The organism is Mediterraneibacter flintii (assembly GCF_055387595.1).
This window is the reverse complement of the sequence record NZ_AP031405.1, coordinates 3,432,769-3,450,000: the sequence shown is the minus strand read 5'-3', so window position 1 is coordinate 3,450,000 and position 17,232 is coordinate 3,432,769. Positions and strand designations below refer to the sequence as shown.

Sequence of the window (17,232 nt, the reverse complement as noted above, 5' to 3'; positions counted from 1 at the left end):
TGTACTATCTTATAACAGAACTGTGGGGACGCAGAGAGAGAGCACGAGCCGGGAATGGAAAGCCCGGTACAAGCGAGGTAGGAGTGCATAAGGCAAATCCGGTGCACAATCCGAAGACGTGAAGTGGAGCGAACTAAGAGTAGCGAAGCGTGTGAGCTAGCTGCCAAGAAAAGCCGCTATTGTTTGTAAGATACCCGTACCGTAAACCGACACAGGTGGATGAGGAGAGAATCCTAAGGCCGACGGGAGAAGCATTGTTAAGGAACTCGGCAAAATGACTCCGTAACTTCGGGAGAAGGAGTGCCAGGTAAGACTGGCCGCAGAGAATTGGCCCAAGCAACTGTTTAGCAAAAACACAGGTCTATGCAAAACCGAAAGGTGAGGTATATGGGCTGACGCCTGCCCGGTGCTGGAAGGTTAAGGGGAGAGGTTAGTGGCAACACGAAGCTTTGAACTTAAGCCCCAGTAAACGGCGGCCGTAACTATAACGGTCCTAAGGTAGCGAAATTCCTTGTCGGGTAAGTTCCGACCCGCACGAAAGGCGTAATGATTTGGGCACTGTCTCAACAATGCACCCGGTGAAATTGAAATACCAGTGAAGATGCTGGTTACCTGCGCCAGGACGGAAAGACCCCATGGAGCTTTACTCCAGCTTGATACTGGGATTCGGTATTGCATGTACAGGATAGGTGGGAGACAAGGAAATGGTAACGCCAGTTACCATGGAGTCGCTGTTGGGATACCACCCTTGCAGTATTGGGTTTCTAACCAGCAGCCGTGAACCGGCTGGGGGACAATGTCAGGTGGGGAGTTTGACTGGGGCGGTCGCCTCCGAAAGGGTATCGGAGGCGCTCAAAGGTTCCCTCAGAATGGTCGGAAACCATTCGGAGAGTGTAAAGGCAGAAGGGAGCTTGACTGCGACACCGACGGGTGGAGCAGGTACGAAAGTAGGACTTAGTGATCCGGTGGTATAAAGTGGGATTGCCATCGCTCAACGGATAAAAGCTACCCTGGGGATAACAGGCTTATCACTCCCAAGAGTTCACATCGACGGAGTGGTTTGGCACCTCGATGTCGGCTCATCGCATCCTGGGGCTGAAGTAGGTCCCAAGGGTTGGGCTGTTCGCCCATTAAAGCGGTACGCGAGCTGGGTTCAGAACGTCGTGAGACAGTTCGGTCCCTATCCGGCGTGGGCGTAGGATATTTGAGAGGAGCTGTCCTTAGTACGAGAGGACCGGGATGGACTGGCCGCTGGTGAATCTGTTGTTCTGCCAAGGGCATAGCAGAGTAGCCAAGCCGGGAAGGGATAAACGCTGAAGGCATCTAAGCGTGAAGCCCCCCTCAAGAAGAGATATCCCATAGCGAAAGCTAGTAAGACCCCTTGAAGACGACGAGGTAGATAGGGCAGAGGTGGAAGCATGGTAACATGTGGAGCTGACTGTTACTAATAGGTCGAGGGCATAACCAAGCAGGTGATAGGTTGGATGATGATTTCTTTTGTATGCAGTTTTCAGGGTATAACCTGATAAATAAGTAATATTCCTCCTTAGCTCAGTCGGTAGAGCACTCGGCTGTTAACCGAGTTGTCGTTGGTTCGAGTCCAACAGGGGGAGCTTATAGACCGTAAGCGAATACTTGCGGTCTATAAAAATATAAGAGGTAATTTTAGGCTCCGTGGTCAAGCGGTTAAGACATCGCCCTTTCACGGCGGTAACACGGGTTCGATTCCCGTCGGAGTCATTTTAAATTTGCCGATGCGGCGCAATTTAATAAGATTGAAGGAAGTCAATCGCAGGCAGAGCGCTGATTACAAATCAGTTGCCCGAAAAGAAACATAAATTGCCGATGTGGCACAATTTAATAAGATTGACGAAGTCAATCGCAGGCGGAGCGCTGATTACAAATCAGCTGCTCGAAAGAAAATTAGAAATTGCCGATGTGGCTCAATTGGCAGAGCAGCTGATTTGTAATCAGCAGGTTATCGGTTCGAGTCCGATCATCGGCTTTGTTCCCTTGTGGGACATATTTTGTGTGGACCTTTAGCTCAGCTGGTTAGAGCAATCGGCTCATAACCGATCGGTCCCGGGTTCGAGTCCCTGAAGGTCCACTATTTTGAAAAAATTGTAATCGCGTCGACCGTTAGTTTGCGCGGACGCTCATTAAGAGCGTTAACGAGTATTGCACGTAAGCGTCTAAAGAATAGATGCTAAGTGTTCATAACGAGGCCCAGTGGCTCAGTTGGTTAGAGCGCCGCCCTGTCACGGCGGAGGTCGAGAGTTCGAGTCTCTTCTGGGTCGTTGACATTAAAAGTGATTAGGTATATAATTGTTTTTGATGTTTGAATGGAATCTTAGCTCAGCTGGGAGAGCATCTGCCTTACAAGCAGAGGGTCATAGGTTCGAGCCCTATAGGTTCCATATGCCGCAGTGGCGGAACTGGCAGACGCCCGGGACTTAAAATCCCGTGGGTAGTGATACCCGTACCGGTTCGATTCCGGTCTGCGGCAGTTTTGTAAGGTGCTTCAAACCCTTGTAAACAGAGGGTTTGAAGCGTTTTTCATTTTCTTTGAAAAGTTGTACAGCCTGTAAATACGGCATTTATGACAAAATTTGAGCCATTTGAGAGGTATCTCTTTCAATTACACGCTGCCCTATATAATGTCTTGTCATAGCTAGATTAGAGTGCCCTAATAAAGGCTGTATAATCTATTTCCTTTACACCAGTATTGAATAAAATAGAAGCATTCGTAAATTGTATTTTATGGCTTGAAAGATAAGTTATTTCTAAAGCTGTTCAATATTTTTTTAGTCTGCGATTAAAAGTATCAGTTGTCAAAGATCTGCCGTTATGCATAAATAAAAGTGAGCCAGTAGGAGTTCACTCTTTCATTCTTTAAAACTGTTTGAACACATACGAGATAATTCTTCGGCAGAAATATCATACTCTTTTATGAACGGATATTGGGGGACATTTTTTCTTCTTAGTGTTTTGTTCCAGTTTACAGGGCCCTATGCAGCGTACATAGCCGTTGTTCTGATGAATAACTAAAATAGCCTCCAGAAATTCTCCATTGATGATGTTGAAGTCATATGGCTGCACCTTCTTGTAAATGATTTGGAAAATCAATTTATCTGCCAACCTTCTGTAGTCTGCTGAATATTCCATAGATGATGATATAGGCCTTGTTTTTCCATTAGCTCCTCATGGGTTCCGACTTCTTTTACCTCCCCTTGATCCAGTACAATAATCTGATCAGCGCCAGCAATTGTTTTCAGCTTGTGAGCAATCATCACAACAGTACGATCTTTTATCAACTCCTCAATAGCCTGCTGTACCTCCACTTCATTTTCTGGATCAAGAGATGACGTAGCTTCATCAAGCAGTAATACAGGCGCATCTTTTAGAATCGCCCGCGCGATAGAAATTCTCTGCTTTTCTCCACCCGATAAAGTAGAGCCTCCTTCACCAACCATTGTGTTATAAGTATCAGGCAGCGCCATAATGAAGTCATGGCAATGAGCCAGCTTCGCGGCTGCCTCAATTTCCTTCTGTGTGGCGTTCTCCCTGCCATAGCGGATATTATTGCCAATCGTGTCTTGGAATAAATATACATCCTGGAAGACAACGGATATTTTAGACATCAGCTTTTCCGGATCAACAGTCTTTTCGTCTACATTGCCAAACCGGACAGTCCCAGCCTGCGGATCATAAAATCGAGCGATCAGTCGGAGCATAGTGCTTTTACCGCTGCCGGAAGGTCCCACGACAGCAGTCATAGAGCCTGATGGAAAGGAAGCACTCACATCATGCAAAACCGTATCTTTCCCATATCCAAAGGTTACATGTTCAAACTGTATGTCGTGTTTTTGAGGTGCCTCTCCTTCACCAGACATGATTGGTTCATCCATCAAGTCCACAATGCGCTCTCCAGCAGTCTTTTGATAGACAAAAACTGGAAGCTGGATAATTGCCCCTACAAGCGGATCAAAAATTCGTGTCCCTACTAAAAGAAACATGGCAAAGATAATCATATCCAGAGTTCCTCCCATCAGCAGATAAACGCCAATCATTGTAATCAGCGAAAGACCAAATTGTAAAAATGATACTGCTACCAGGTAGAAAGGCCCGGATACACATTCCAGTTTGATAGACTCTTTCATAAAGGAGTAAAAAGCCTGCTCCAGCTTTTTGAAGTTTGTGCCTCGCAGATTATACGCCTTAATAACCTTCATTCCTGTAAGGTATTCCTGCAGGCGGCTTGTCTGCTCAATTCTGGCTCTTGTATGAGCCGCCCCGCGCATTTTATCTATCGTCTGAACACCAGAAAGAATCAAGAGAGTTACAGGAAATCCGGCAAACATAGCGAAAGCCATACGCCAATCTATAAAGGACATGCCGACAAAGCCAAGAACCGCTGTGATAAAGCCGCCGATCAACTGCGGCAAAACATGAGTCACTGCCTCCTCAATCTGTGCAAAATCATTCATCATGGTATTTCCCAATTCACCGGGATCTTTGCTCATTAAAAATCCAAGCGGCAGTTTACGAATATGTTCGGCAAGCTGCACCCGGCCTTTCGCGCTGGCATCATAACCATCATGGTAGGAAGCATGAACAGCTTTTCTCTCAAAAAAATAAAGAATAACTGCAAGAAGCGCCATACCTCCCCAAACGATCCAAAGAGTACGAATATCCAGGTTTTCCAATGTGCCGCCAAAATAAAGATATATACTGCTGACAGCGACAGCAAGTAAGCCGAAGGGAAATAAATTGACCAGATCAGCCAGAACTGTCCATATGACCGGTTTAATGACCTTTTTCGGATTACCTGCTGTAATACAGTAAAGTGCTCCTGATTTCTTCATGGCTGTGCCACCTCCTTTTTAGCTGCGATCTGCCAGTCAGATGAAATGGTGTATGCCGTCCACATAGCGGAGTATGTTGTGCTATTCTGTAAAAGAAAATCATGTGTACCGGCATGCTCGATCTGCCCATCTTTGATAACCTCTATCTTATTTGCATTTTTTATTGTAATGAGACGATGGGCGATAATCAGTACTGTTTTATTTTTGATAAGTTCCTGTAAAGCCAACTGCATTTGACGTTCATTTTCTGGATCAGCGTAGGCCGTAGCTTCATCGAGAATCAGTATCGGGGCATTTTTTAAGATAGCCCTTGCTACAGAAACACGCTGTTCCTCACCGCCTGATAAATAGACACCGCCCTCTCCAATCAAAGTGTCGTAACCCTGAGGTAACTTTTCGATAAATTCATGGCATTGTGCCGCTTTTGCCGCAGCATATACTTCTTCCTTTGCGGCGCCGGGCTTCCCAACTGCTATGTTGTTATAAAGTGTATCAGAAAACAAAAAGGAATCCTGGAATACAAAGGACATGCATGACATCAAATCTTCCGTCTTTATTTTTCGGATATCTACGCCGCCTATTTTAATCTGTCCATCCTTTACATCCCCAAAACGAGGGATAAGCTGTGCAATGGTAGATTTTCCAGAACCGGACGGACCTACAAGAGCAGTGATCTGCCCCTGTTCAGCGCAAAAACTAACGTCTTTCAATACCAGTGCGCCTGTATTTCCTCCATAAGAAAAGGACACATGCTCAAAGGTTATATCATAGCTTTTAGGCTTTTTTCCTTCCGCCGGTTCCTGTATCGGGACTTCATTCATAATCTCATCAATTCGTTTTACGCCTTCCGTAATAGTATTCATACTGGAGCCAAGACTATTGAATTTGAATACCGGTGTGGAAATGCCGGGAGCAAAAATCAGAAAGAACAACAGTGTAATGGCAAACGCCATATTTTGCGGATTACCGGAAAAAAGGAAAATCCCAATCGCCAAAATAAATGTGGCAAGAGACAGGACCAATACCCGGAACAAGCAGTAGGCAGGCTCATAGTTGTCTGCATATTTTGTACTGAAATCCCGATAGCCCATAATATCCTGATAAAATTTCCGAAAAGAATGGACAGTCTGACCAAAGATTTTAATAGAAGGCATACCGCGGACATACTGTACGGAAGATGTACTGATATTTTCCAAAGCATCGTAATACTCAATCAATCCTTCTTGTGCTTTCTTCCCAAACATCATGGAGAACTGCACGGTAAAACCTATAATAATAGGGACGATACATGCCAGAGCCAGCCATGGACTAAGGCCAAACATAATGACTACCATAACAATCAGCAGGACGATAGTATTTACCATATCAGGGAATTGGTGAGCGATAAATTTTTCAATCTGCTCTACATCCTGTTCTGCAATCTGTTTTACCTTGCCAATTGCATTTCTGTTAAACCATCCCAAAGGAAGTTTGCTGATATGTTCGGATAATCGCACGCGGATTCCATAGAGTGTCCGATAAGCTGCGGTGTGCCCTAACATACCGCCAAAATACATAAAAACATAGGCGATCAACAGTCCGATAATTCCTTTTAATGACCAGGAAATCATAAAGTCTGTATTTGCCTGAGTGAGATCCGAAGCATTTTTCAGCAATTCGGCCATAATGTTATAGACCGCTAAATAAGGAACCAACTGAAAGAATACATTAACTGTTGAAAGGATACACCCCCATACCAGTAGGGTTTTCTTTTCACCTGCCAGTTCTAACAGACGAGGAATTCCATTTTTTTTATTTGTTGCTTTTCCCATTTTTATATCCCCCTTGATTTACCATACGGCTTGCTGCAATTTTCTTTCCCCAGAAGTAACCAAGAATCGCACAAATAACGGTAATAACGGTTAATATGATAACGAGAGGTGTATTGATGAGTTCCATGCCTGCATCTGCAACAGAACCGGTAAAACGGTCGGCATAAAAGCTCTTAAAAGCTTCCTGCATATAACACAGTGGTATGTACTCGCCTAACGCCAATCCAAACAAAGGGAAAGAAATGGCAATTACTTTTCCAGCATTATTTTTTTTACCGGCTGTGTTGTAAATAATTTCCCCGATTATCCCTCCCACAAAGGTACAAATGAACATCAGTCCATAAGGAACCATTGAAAACAGACAAATTCCAAACAGGAACGACGAAATAAGGATACCGCCGGGAATATTTACTTTTGACAGCATAACAACGAGAATCAATGCTCCTGCCACTGCAAGAATACAGGGAAGGACAAGCAGAATCAGCGGGAAAAATCCCACTGTGCAGGCAATGATCCAACTTACGGCGATCCATAAGGCACTAAATACACCTATACGGATGAGGTCACGGATTTTTTTGCTTTCTTTTGTTTTTGTAGCCATATTAAATTTCCTCCAATTCAAATAGTTTTGATAAGATAGATGGGTGATACTGCTCTGGAGCAATCCGCTTTATATGATGATCGTCCTGGACAATCAAAAGGGAAGTAAAAAGTGCGGCGGCAAATTCATAATCATGCGTGATAACAAAGGATATGCAGCCTTTTCCGGCCTGCTCTATAATCGTCTTCCGGACAAGCTGCATATTTTCAGCATCAAGTCCGCTGGTAGGCTCATCAAAGTAGAGAAAGGACATACTGCACATACAGGACAGAGCAATGGAGAGTCTCTGTTTTTGTCCTCCTGAAAGTGTTGAGGGATGCACATCCTCATATTTTTCCAAATGAAAGTTTTTCAGGATTTCTCTGGCTTTTTCCAAAACGTCTGCTTCTTTTTCATGTCCGGAAAGCATTTCTTCCAGAACGCTTCCTGCAAAAAATTGATAATCTACGTCCTGCATAACATAAAAGGATTTTTTCCTTCTTTGCTGCCGGGAGGCGTATTTTCCACATAGGCTGATTTTTCCGCACTGCGGTTTTTCAAGCCCCATAAGAACCCGGATCAGCGTAGATTTGCCAGTTCCATTTTTTCCGACTATGCCGATAATGTCGCCGCCTTCCGCAGAAAAGGAGACATCTCTCCACAGAAGCGGTTCCTGTGGATATTTGAAAGACAGGTTTTCTGCCCGGATAGATACCGGTGTATGATCGGATTGCGGAATTACAACAGAAGTATGTGCTATTTGTTTCAAGTCAAGGTTTCGAAGACCGTTTGCTCTAAGCCATTCATTTGAACAATGAATTATCTCGCTGTTGTCAAGGATTTTATGAATCCTGCCATTTTGAAGAAAGACCATACGATCTGCCAGCTCCCGCAAATAATACAACTTATGTTCAGAAACAATAATCGTACAGCCTTGTTCCTTTAATTGCTTTAGAAGCTGACGCAGCTGCTCTGTACCAATCCAGTCCAAATTTGCCGAAGGCTCATCAAGCACATATACATTTACCCCTGCGGTATAAACAGAAGCTACTGCCACTTTTTGCTTTTCTCCGCTGGAAAGCTGAAAAATACTCTTTTGTAAAAGTCTTTCGATATGCAGATCTTTTACTGTTCCATTCAGCCTCTTTTGAATTTCTCTCATTGGAATACCGAGATTTTCGCTGGGGAACGGTAATTCTGTCTTTACATGGAGAGTGAAAAATTGAGAACGGGGATCTTGAAAAACACTCCCTACATAAGCGGAGTAGTCTCCGGTTTCATGTTGTAAAATATCCATGCCGCATATCCGGCAGTTTCCACTTAATTTTCCTTCAAAAAAATCGGGGATTAAGCCATTCATACACCGGGTAAGGGTTGTTTTCCCACATCCGCTTGGTCCGGTCAGGATAATAAATTCCCCTTCCTGTATCGTAAGATTAATGTTGTGCACGCCAAAGCTGCCGCTTTCATCATAAGTAAAACTAAACGCATCAAATGAAATTATCTCCTTTGAATTTTTCATATCATGCTCACCTCCATTATAAAGTCAGATAATTCAGGAAAAACAATGCGCCAATAACAATAACCATGCCCAATAGATATAGATAATCAGCGGCTGTAAAACGGACATCTGTGTAGCATGTCCGTTTTCTCTCTGTGCTAAGTCCTTTACACAGAGAAGCGGCAGATAGTTCTTCTGAAATCTTTTCACTTCGGAAAAGTAAAGGGACTATATAATTTTCCAAAGTTCCCGGCAGGCGTTTTAGGTTAGAAAACGAAAGGTTTAGCCCCCGCATTTTCAGGCTTTCATTTATATAATGGATTTCTCGAAAGATTGTAGGAACATATCGATATATGATCATCAACGGAATGGATAAAGACTTTGGAATATGAATCCGATCTAATGAATACAGCAGTTCATCCATTGGTGTTTTATCTGCTAATAATTTAAGCAGCAGATAAAGGGGATATGCCCTGACGATCATCATCAAAAACGGTGGAAAAATCACAGACAGAACCGGTACATTTACTGCTGTAAGGCCAAAGATTACTCCATACATTACTGCATAGGACAGAAGTCGTTTTATAAAAACTTTTATCCCATACCAATAAAAAAGCAAAAAATCAATTACAAGAAAAAGTGAGATTACCGCAAATTCACTATGAAAAGAAAAGCCCAAAATACCGGTTACTATAATCTGTAAAATTAAGATACGTGAATCCGGTTTGGCTGCCTTAAAAACCATCTTGTTTTGCCTCCCTCCTTCTGCCATTGCATAAGGCGTTCAGTTGTGATACGATAGGTTAGCAATTACTAACCCACTGTTTTTATTATGGGGATAGTCCTTGTCAGACACAATGGGATTTGTTAATAAAAGACTTTTAGCCGTATTCTTTCGACGAATAGGCGTATTTTGAGAGGCGATTATATGAACGGAGTAAAAAAACTCTATGAACAGATACTGCCAGACGGCGGGTTTATTTTAGATAAGAAACAGTCGGATATTGAGGAAGGACAATACTGCTATACCTTGTTGCCAGATAAGGGAGAGGGCTACTTTTGGAACTATTTTTATGAAAATATGTTTGTAATAGAAAAGCAGGATTTCCTTTTCTATGAGGATTTCTTTTTGGAATCACCAGAGCCCGATTTTATTGCTGTCCAATATTTCTTTTCTGTTTCTGGTGAAGAATTCCACCCATATCGGCAGTTATCCCCAAACAGTTTGAGAGGATATGTCGGGGGAAGCAATAAAATCTTTCAGGCAGTTTACCACAAGAATATTCCAATCCGTTCTGTAAGTATCAGTATCATGCCGGATTTTTATAACAGCTGCTTAAAAGAAAAATTGGGTGGAAAATACATTGATCCGCGTAACGCATTTAAGGGAATGATGCTTGGCGTGGATTTCCCACAGCTTGTTTCTCTGTTAAAACAGATTCAGTCATACTCTGGTAATGGAGTATCTGCAAAACTTTTTTACGAAGGCAAAGTTTTAGAAACACTTGCCTTAATATTGGAACAAGCGCAGCAGAATCAAAAGCAAAGTAAAAAAATCCCCATCACAAAAAAGGATGAGGAGAACTTAAAAGCTGTTTCAGATTATATTGACCATCATTTTGGATTCTCTATTTCTGTAGAACAGCTATGCAAAATTGCATATATGGGAAATACAAAACTGAAAACAAAATTCAAAGAATACTTTGGATGTAATATTACTGATTATATCATTCAGAGACGTATCGATCAGGCGCAGCACCTGCTGATAGGAACAGAATTAAGTATTGCTGAGATTGCGCAGGCAGTAGGGTATGACCGGCCGGAAAGTTTCGCGAAGCAGTTTCAGCGAATTACAGGGCTGCTGCCAAGAGAATACAGAAAAATGATTAAATAGTAAAATTTACATCAAAAAAGCGGTTGGGACATTGGTTTTACTGCCGCTTTTGTTTTCCGCAGCACATTGCGATGGTAGCGTACTTTTCCTTGTTCAAGGTAGATTACGCAGTCGGCGGCTTCGGCAATTAAATCCATATCGTGAGTAATCAGAAGAATGCATTTGCCTTCCTTTGCAAGCTGTTTGAAAAGCTGTACTGTCAGCCGCATATTGTAACCATCTAATCCGCTTGTCGGTTCGTCAAATACAAGAAGATTCCTGCTGCTGGCTGCCGCAATCGCCAAAAGTAACCGTTGCTTCTGACCGCCGGAGAGTGAGGCCGGGTGCCGGTTTTGAAAAACATCCAATCCCATTTCTCTTAATCTCGCCAAAGCAGTTTCTTTTAGAGCAGGCGTTTCTTTTTGTCCAATCCAAAACTCGTCCAAAACCGTAGGGGCGTAGAGCTGGTAATCGGAATCCTGCTGCACGAAAAAAGAATGGTTTGTGCGCTGCTTTCTCTTCAGATATTCTCCATGAATCTGTACCGTTCCCATTGCCCGGTACAAGCCGGTGATCGTCCGGCACAAGGTAGACTTTCCCGCACCGTTTGGCCCCGCAATGGCGAGAATCTTTCCGCTTCTTGCTGAGAAAGAAACTTCCTCTAAAATCTGCCGTCCATCCAACATACAGGAGATTTCAGAAACATGCAAGGTATCATCTGGTTTTGACAGAGAGGCGCCGCCCACTTGAAAAGCTGGTGTGTCAAAGGGGCGCAGCCCCATAGACGCAAGCTGGTCTTTGGAGAGCTTCAATGCCTCACCATGACTGTAGATAGCAGAAATTGCTCCGTTCTCCATAAAGATAAGCCGGTCAAAGGAATCGCGCACATAATGAAAACGGTGTTCCGATAAAATAATGGTATGTCCGGCTTCTTTCAGCCGGTAGAGCAGCGCGCCCAACCGCGTCATAGCGTCGCTGTCCAGATTTGCGGAAGGCTCATCCATCACGATTACTTTTGGTTCCATAGCGCAGATGGATGCAACAGCGATAAGCTGCTTTTCTCCGCTGGACAGTGGAAATATCCTCCGGTCGAGCAGCCGGTCAATGTTCATCTGTGCACACACAGCGTCTACTCGTTTTTGCATGAGGGGACGCTTCAGTGGAATATTCTCCATACCCAGTGCAATCTCGTCTGTTGTATTAGTAGTAAAAAACTGGCTGCGCGGATCTTGGAATACGCTGCCAACCATTGTACCTAACTGATGGATGGGCATTTTAAGAGCATCCTGTCCGTCCAGTGAATAACTTCCTGTAAGGTTTCCAGGGTAAAACTGTGGGCAAAGCCCGTTGAGAACCCTCGCCAAAGTCGTTTTGCCACAGCCGCTTTTTCCTGCTAAAATCACCAGCTCCCCCTTTTTAACAGTCAAATCAATGCGGTGCAGTTGGCTGCCCTCACGACTGTTTGCATAGGAGAAAGAGATATTTTTTAACTTGATCACAACCACCCTCCTTTCTCCAGCACAAAAACTGCGCTGGAAATGAATACCATGAATACGCAGAGAATTCCGTCTTTCCAACTAAAATAAATGGGATGGTAACTGATGGTTTCACCGGAAAAGCGCACGCCGCGCACCGTCATAGAAGCAGACAGCTCCTCTGCAACCTTCGTCGTTCTTAAGATCAGCGGGATTAAAATATATTCTACCGTAGAAGGAAGATGGGTAAGCGTGTGGATTATGCCTACCCCGATTCCTCTAAACCTCTGGGAAGAACGGATAGCCCGGTATTCTCCGGAAATCGTTGGGAAAAACCGGAGAACTACTGCAACCGCTATCCCGACAGCCTTCGGAAAACGCATGGCCCGTAAAGCTGCCATCAGAGAGCCGGTAGCTTCTCCGGCAAGCGCAGTGGCAAAGGATAGAGGAATCAGCATTTTTCTGCCGACAATCCCTATGCTAGACAGCATGGAACTTACGGAAAAGGCTGCTCCGCTGTCCAGCAGTCTTACGCCCGCCCAGCCGATACCATAAAAAATAAGGTAATACAGCACATAGGGCAAGAGCTTATTCCTGTTTCTCGACAGAAGATGGATCAGCAGGCACCCTGTGAACAGGCACAATCCTCCGATTTCAGAATGAACCAGCAGGATCGAGGCAATCCCCAGCAGGCAGAGCAGCAGCCATGTGCGGGGATCTGGCCGAAAATGACTCTGCTTTTGCTTTTCCATTACACAACTCCGGCAGGCTTAAAGTGTTTGCCCAGCATTTTCATGCCCAGTGCATATCCGGCAATAGACAAAGCTGCTGCGGCAGCTAAGGCAATTACAATATTCTGCGGAGCCAGCCAGAACCCTTCTAAAGACGCGAGCGCCGCTTTTGCGCTGGCGGCGTCCATTCCCATAGCCACATAGCTTTGTACCATGCTGTCGCTAAACAGCAGCATAGTCAGCGTGCTGCCCATTGCATTGAGCATCCATGTAAGTGCATGAGGGATGGCCGGACGGATTTTGCTCTGATACCCACCGCCCAGCATAATCAGTTCGTTTACAACCGCTAAAATTGTGAAGAACACGAATACATAGACGCTGCCCGTAAACAGGAAATACAGGCCGTAAACCATTGGAATGATAAACTGCGTGCCGATTTTCGGACACTTTTTTACAAGCAGGACGTAGATAATACCGTTGATTAAACCTGCAAGACCAGGTGCGAGAAAATAGACAAGCTGCAAATTAGCTGCAAACGGCATGGTGGTTACAAGTGCAATGACCGTTTCTACGCAGGATAGCAGCAGGACAATGACAAATTCTTTCAAACCTAATACTTTTTCTTTCATTTGAGAACCTCCCCGTATAATATCTAAGATTGTTTGAATGTATAGTCTCCAGCTTGGCTTTGCAGTCCCCACAGCCGGGCATAGAGTCCTTCTTGTCCGGCAAGCTGGTTATGGGTTCCTTTCTGTACGATTTTTCCATTCTGCAGTACAAGGATTTGCTCTGCACCGCGTACTGTTTTTAACCGGTGGGCAATCATAATGACGGTGCGCTCTTTGGAAATCTCGTCCAACGCTTTCTGTACCATAGCCTCATTATCTGCGTCCAAAGAAGCGGTTGGTTCATCCAGCAGAAGGATCGGTACGTTTTTCAGAAATGCCCTGGCAAGTGAAATCCGCTGGCGTTCGCCGCCTGAAAGTGTTGCTCCGCCTTCCCCGACAACTGTGTCGTAGCCTTCCGGCAGGGCAGAGATAAAATCATGGCAGTGGGCCTGCCTGCACGCTTTTATCATTTGTTCCTCTGCAATACACTCATTGCCAAAGCAAAGGTTTTCCCGGATAGTTCCTCGGAACAAATAAGCGTTTTGCATTACCATGGAGATGTGGGAAAGCAGGCTGTCCGGCTGGACTTCTTTTATATCTCTGCCGTCCATTCGGATATGACCGGTTTGATAATCCCAAAACCGTGCCATCAGACGAAGCAGGGTGGACTTTCCGCTTCCTGATGGGCCGACTAAAGCTGTGAACGAACCGGACGGGGCAGTGAAGGAAACATCCCTTATGACATTTGCATACTTTTCATATCCAAAAGACACATTCTCAAACTGATAAGAAGTACCTTCTTCGATTTTTTCAGTACCAGATAACTCGTCTGTTGTCATAACCTTGTCCAATCGCTCACCGGAAGGTATCATCCCGCGCAGCGCAGATATGCTGGTAACAACCATCAATTCCGCTTCTACCAGCTTGGTCGCTAAAACGAGAAAGCCTGCAAAATCCAAAACAGACAGTGTACCGCCGATCAGCAGATAAAGCCCAACCGCAGCAGTGACGGGAACAATAAATTTTACTAAAGAAGAACACAAGGTGGATAAACTGCCTGCAACTGCTTCTTCTTTTAATGACTCATTCCGCAATTTCCGCATGGCCGATTCTAAAGACTGAAAGCCCTCTCCTGTCCTATGGTATGCTTTTAAATCTTTCATACCATGCAGATATTCGTTGATTTGCGTAGCCGCATGGTTTTTTGCCTCCATGACCTGCCGGCTGTGTTTTTCCTTAATGCGGGAAATTCCAAACATAATCGCCGCGCAGATTGGCAGCATTCCAAACATGGCAATTCCCATACGCCAGTCATACATACTGATCCATACAATAGAAATTACCAGCAGCGCACCGACACCAATGGGATAGGGCAGCCAATAGCAGAGCGTGTATTCTACGTTTGCAAAGTCGTTAGCAAAGGAACTGATCAGTTCTCCTGACTCTTTGGCCGAAAAAAATCCCAGAGGCTGGCGGCGCAGCTTTTGAATATATGCTGCACGTTTTTTTGCTGTATCGCTGTAAGCACGTCCATAGGTAAAGTAATAGGAAATCAACTCTACCGCATATTGAAGCAGGATATACCCTAAACCAATGGAAGCAAGAGTAATAAGAAGCTGTAAGTTCAAGGTATATGGTGGCATAAAAGCCTGTCCCAACGTGTAGATGGCCATATATGCTAAAATAGCCGGGAGCATACTGCACAACTGTGAAAGAAACAACCATACTGTGGGCTGGATGATTTCCTTCGGCTTATGGAAGGTGAATTGCCGGATTATCTGAAACATACTCTGAACCTCCTTTCATATGTCTGTCGCGTCTTTCAAGGCATTCAGGTACACCCGCAGGGTGTTTCATCCGCCAGTTTCCCGTTTCATTCTGGATGGACCATAAATGGGCATACAGGCCATGTTTTTGCAGTAGTTCTTGGTGTGTCCCTTGTTCTTTCAGCTTTCCGCCTTCCAGAACGAAAATAATATCTGCATCTTGGATGGAATAAAGACGGTGCGCGATCATCAAAACGGTTTTCCCTTTCAACAATTCCGCCATACCTTCTCGTAACGCCAATTCGTTTTCCGCGTCCGCAAAAGCCATTGCTTCATCCAGCACGACAATCGGGGCATTTTTTAGGATCGCCCTTGCAATGGCGATACGCTGTGCTTCTCCGCCAGATAATTTATGTCCTCCATCACCTAATTTTGTGTGGTAGCCCTCCGGCAATGCTTGAATAAAATCCTGGCAGCGTGCAGCCTTCGCGGCTCGTTCTACCTCCTCGCGAGTCACATTTTGGTGCATGGAAATATTGTCATAAACGCTTTCGGCAAATATGTAGGTATCCTGAAACACAAAAGCGATAGTATCCATAAGGGTCTTGGAAGAATAGTCTCGTATATCCTTTCCTCCAATGGAAATACTTCCACTTTCCACATCCCAAAATCTTGCCAGCAGCTGTCCTGCTGTGGATTTCCCACCGCCCGACGGACCAACCAAAGCAGCGAAGGAACCTGCCGGAATATGCATTGTGAGATGCTTCAGTGCCATACGCCGTAAGGGGTCTGCTGCTTTTTGATAGGAAAAACTTACATCTTTAAACGCAAGTTCCGCAGAAACCGGCAAGGTATCGCATGCGCCGTCCGCTATCGTCTCCATTTTCATAATCTCCTCGATTTGATCCATCCGCACAGCCAGATTCCGAAGGTCCGCGCCAAACTCTACCAATTCCATCAACGGGCTGATCACTGCGGGACCGACAATCAAAAACATCAACAGCTCCATCATTAAGCCATGATCATCGGGATTTAGATACAGCAAAACGCATCCCACAGCTAAAAGGAAGGCTAATACAGAAAGCGTGATGGTTTTGTAAGCTCCATAAATAGGTGTGACACGCTTTAGGTAAGCCATCAGGCTTTTACGGTTTTTCTCTATTAGATTGGTCAGTCGTAAAGCCGCAGCCTCCGGCTTTCCAAAGATTTTTTCTTCTTCCATTCCGGATACATATTCAGAAAATGCCGCGTCCAGTTCTGTAGACGAACGGTTGAGATCCGTCCAAATCTTCTGTCCACGTTTTCCTCCAAAAGCTGAAAACTGAATCATAAACGCAAGCAGCAATGCTGCGGCAATTGTCAAAGCAAGCGGTACGTTGATAGAAAATAGCAGCACCGACAGTGAAAACAACAGGAGACCAGCCCCAATGAGGTTCGATACATCATGGGCAATAATGGTTTCCATTTTTTCAATGTTATCATTCATGGTTTTATGTACTGCACCGGACTGTCCGCCTGTGAAGAATCCCAGGTTAAGCCTGCCCATGTGATTCAAAATTTTCATTCGTAAATCATAAAGCGCATGAAAGGCACAGGAATGACAAACAAAACTGCCGATAATCGAAAGTACAATGCCAATGACAATACTTGCCAGCGTAATTCCGGCCCACAACCATGCAGCAGATACATCTACAGACGTATGATGCAAGGATGATTCCAGAAAGATACGAACAATCTGGTAGATCGTGTAGAAAGGAACGCCTGACAGTAATATGCTGACAGAGGAACAAGACACACCCAATATGTACCGGACAGAACTGCATTGTGCGGTTTGAAATACCCGTAGGATAGCGTTTTTCTTTGTTTCTTTCATAAACTCTCCTTTCTCTGCCTTTCGGATTTATAGATTGTTAAGGCAAGTAATACATGAGGGTTAGTAATATCTAACCAAACGGTATTATGCAGAAAATCTCTGTTTCCGTCAAGAGGCTATATGGTGCCTGAAACACACTGCTATTATCC

General features: G+C 44.5%; 11 protein-coding genes, 7 tRNA genes and 1 rRNA gene (1 of these 19 only partly in view). 9 read left to right on the top strand and 10 right to left on the bottom strand.

Features of this window, described 5'->3' with window-relative positions:
• The 8 genes from ACZ5C4_RS16470 to ACZ5C4_RS16435 all read left to right on the top strand — a co-directional run.
• A 23S ribosomal RNA gene (locus tag ACZ5C4_RS16470) occupies window positions 1-1,468 on the top strand (it extends 1,429 nt beyond the left edge of the window).
• Window positions 1,469-1,540: 72 nt separating this feature from the next.
• Window positions 1,541-1,613: transfer RNA gene (locus ACZ5C4_RS16465), tRNA-Asn, on the top strand.
• A 55-nt stretch (window positions 1,614-1,668) separates the two neighbouring features.
• Window positions 1,669-1,740: transfer RNA gene (locus ACZ5C4_RS16460), tRNA-Glu, on the top strand.
• Window positions 1,741-1,932: 192 nt separating this feature from the next.
• A tRNA-Thr gene (locus ACZ5C4_RS16455) sits at window positions 1,933-2,005 on the top strand.
• 28 nt (window positions 2,006-2,033) lie between these two features.
• A tRNA-Ile gene (locus ACZ5C4_RS16450) sits at window positions 2,034-2,107 on the top strand.
• A 116-nt stretch (window positions 2,108-2,223) separates the two neighbouring features.
• A tRNA-Asp gene (locus tag ACZ5C4_RS16445) sits at window positions 2,224-2,297 on the top strand.
• A 47-nt stretch (window positions 2,298-2,344) separates the two neighbouring features.
• Window positions 2,345-2,417, top strand: a tRNA-Val gene (locus ACZ5C4_RS16440).
• 3 nt (window positions 2,418-2,420) lie between these two features.
• A tRNA-Leu gene (locus ACZ5C4_RS16435) sits at window positions 2,421-2,506 on the top strand.
• Between the two features lie 616 nt (window positions 2,507-3,122).
• Here the strand turns inward: ACZ5C4_RS16435 and ACZ5C4_RS16430 are convergent.
• The 5 genes from ACZ5C4_RS16430 to ACZ5C4_RS16410 are packed head-to-tail and all read right to left on the bottom strand — an operon-like array spanning window position 3,123 to window position 9,502.
• Window positions 3,123-4,865 carry an ABC transporter ATP-binding protein gene (locus ACZ5C4_RS16430; protein ID WP_464521929.1) on the bottom strand — a complete coding sequence of 581 codons (1,743 nt, stop codon included), beginning with the start codon at window positions 4,863-4,865 and terminating at the stop codon, window positions 3,123-3,125.
• Complete coding sequence (locus ACZ5C4_RS16425; RefSeq protein ID WP_464521928.1) at window positions 4,862-6,676, bottom strand: ABC transporter ATP-binding protein; 1,815 nt, start codon at window positions 6,674-6,676, stop codon at window positions 4,862-4,864. The genes ACZ5C4_RS16430 and ACZ5C4_RS16425 overlap by 4 nt, the downstream gene beginning before the upstream one ends.
• The gene (locus ACZ5C4_RS16420; protein WP_464521927.1) at window positions 6,657-7,277 is read right to left on the bottom strand and encodes an MptD family putative ECF transporter S component; all 621 of its coding nucleotides are present in this window, start codon (window positions 7,275-7,277) and stop codon (window positions 6,657-6,659) included. The genes ACZ5C4_RS16425 and ACZ5C4_RS16420 overlap by 20 nt, the downstream gene beginning before the upstream one ends.
• A gap of 1 nt (window position 7,278) precedes the next feature.
• Window positions 7,279-8,778 carry an ABC transporter ATP-binding protein gene (locus ACZ5C4_RS16415; protein WP_464521926.1) on the bottom strand — a complete coding sequence of 500 codons (1,500 nt, stop codon included), beginning with the start codon at window positions 8,776-8,778 and terminating at the stop codon, window positions 7,279-7,281.
• 16 nt (window positions 8,779-8,794) lie between these two features.
• The gene (locus tag ACZ5C4_RS16410; RefSeq protein WP_464521925.1) at window positions 8,795-9,502 is read right to left on the bottom strand and encodes an energy-coupling factor transporter transmembrane component T; all 708 of its coding nucleotides are present in this window, start codon (window positions 9,500-9,502) and stop codon (window positions 8,795-8,797) included.
• A gap of 183 nt (window positions 9,503-9,685) precedes the next feature.
• Here ACZ5C4_RS16410 and ACZ5C4_RS16405 point away from each other — a divergent pair, with 183 nt between their 5' ends.
• Window positions 9,686-10,651, top strand: a complete 966-nt coding sequence (locus ACZ5C4_RS16405; protein WP_464521924.1) for a helix-turn-helix domain-containing protein — start codon at window positions 9,686-9,688, stop codon at window positions 10,649-10,651.
• 11 nt (window positions 10,652-10,662) lie between these two features.
• Here ACZ5C4_RS16405 and ACZ5C4_RS16400 read toward each other — a convergent pair whose 3' ends face one another.
• From ACZ5C4_RS16400 to ACZ5C4_RS16380, 5 genes are read right to left on the bottom strand one after another with little or no spacing between them, the layout of a single operon-like run.
• Window positions 10,663-12,129 carry an ABC transporter ATP-binding protein gene (locus ACZ5C4_RS16400; RefSeq protein ID WP_464521923.1) on the bottom strand — a complete coding sequence of 489 codons (1,467 nt, stop codon included), beginning with the start codon at window positions 12,127-12,129 and terminating at the stop codon, window positions 10,663-10,665.
• Complete coding sequence (locus ACZ5C4_RS16395; protein WP_464521922.1) at window positions 12,126-12,857, bottom strand: energy-coupling factor transporter transmembrane component T family protein; 732 nt, start codon at window positions 12,855-12,857, stop codon at window positions 12,126-12,128. Before ACZ5C4_RS16395 ends, ACZ5C4_RS16400 begins: the two co-directional genes overlap by 4 nt.
• Window positions 12,857-13,465 carry an MptD family putative ECF transporter S component gene (locus tag ACZ5C4_RS16390; RefSeq protein WP_464521921.1) on the bottom strand — a complete coding sequence of 203 codons (609 nt, stop codon included), beginning with the start codon at window positions 13,463-13,465 and terminating at the stop codon, window positions 12,857-12,859. The genes ACZ5C4_RS16395 and ACZ5C4_RS16390 overlap by 1 nt, the downstream gene beginning before the upstream one ends.
• Window positions 13,466-13,488: 23 nt before the next feature.
• The gene (locus ACZ5C4_RS16385; RefSeq protein WP_464521920.1) at window positions 13,489-15,231 is read right to left on the bottom strand and encodes an ABC transporter ATP-binding protein; all 1,743 of its coding nucleotides are present in this window, start codon (window positions 15,229-15,231) and stop codon (window positions 13,489-13,491) included.
• Window positions 15,197-17,083: an ABC transporter ATP-binding protein gene (locus ACZ5C4_RS16380; RefSeq protein WP_464521919.1), complete on the bottom strand. Its 1,887-nt coding sequence runs from the start codon at window positions 17,081-17,083 to the stop codon at window positions 15,197-15,199. Before ACZ5C4_RS16380 ends, ACZ5C4_RS16385 begins: the two co-directional genes overlap by 35 nt.
• Between the last annotated feature and the right edge of the window lie 149 nt (window positions 17,084-17,232).

Bases quoted from the DNA above. Each gene is read 5' to 3' on its own strand.
- ACZ5C4_RS16430 (WP_464521929.1), bottom strand. From the start codon at position 4,865: ATGAAGAAATCAGGAGCACTTTACTGTATTACAGCAGGTAATCCGAAA.
- ACZ5C4_RS16425 (WP_464521928.1), bottom strand. From the start codon at position 6,676: ATGGGAAAAGCAACAAATAAAAAAAATGGAATTCCTCGTCTGTTAGAA.
- ACZ5C4_RS16420 (WP_464521927.1), bottom strand. From the start codon at position 7,277: ATGGCTACAAAAACAAAAGAAAGCAAAAAAATCCGTGACCTCATCCGT.
- ACZ5C4_RS16415 (WP_464521926.1), bottom strand. From the start codon at position 8,778: ATGAAAAATTCAAAGGAGATAATTTCATTTGATGCGTTTAGTTTTACT.
- ACZ5C4_RS16410 (WP_464521925.1), bottom strand. From the start codon at position 9,502: ATGGTTTTTAAGGCAGCCAAACCGGATTCACGTATCTTAATTTTACAG.
- ACZ5C4_RS16405 (WP_464521924.1), top strand. From the start codon at position 9,686: ATGAACGGAGTAAAAAAACTCTATGAACAGATACTGCCAGACGGCGGG.
- ACZ5C4_RS16395 (WP_464521922.1), bottom strand. From the start codon at position 12,857: ATGGAAAAGCAAAAGCAGAGTCATTTTCGGCCAGATCCCCGCACATGG.
- ACZ5C4_RS16390 (WP_464521921.1), bottom strand. From the start codon at position 13,465: ATGAAAGAAAAAGTATTAGGTTTGAAAGAATTTGTCATTGTCCTGCTG.
- ACZ5C4_RS16385 (WP_464521920.1), bottom strand. From the start codon at position 15,231: ATGTTTCAGATAATCCGGCAATTCACCTTCCATAAGCCGAAGGAAATC.
- ACZ5C4_RS16380 (WP_464521919.1), bottom strand. From the start codon at position 17,083: ATGAAAGAAACAAAGAAAAACGCTATCCTACGGGTATTTCAAACCGCA.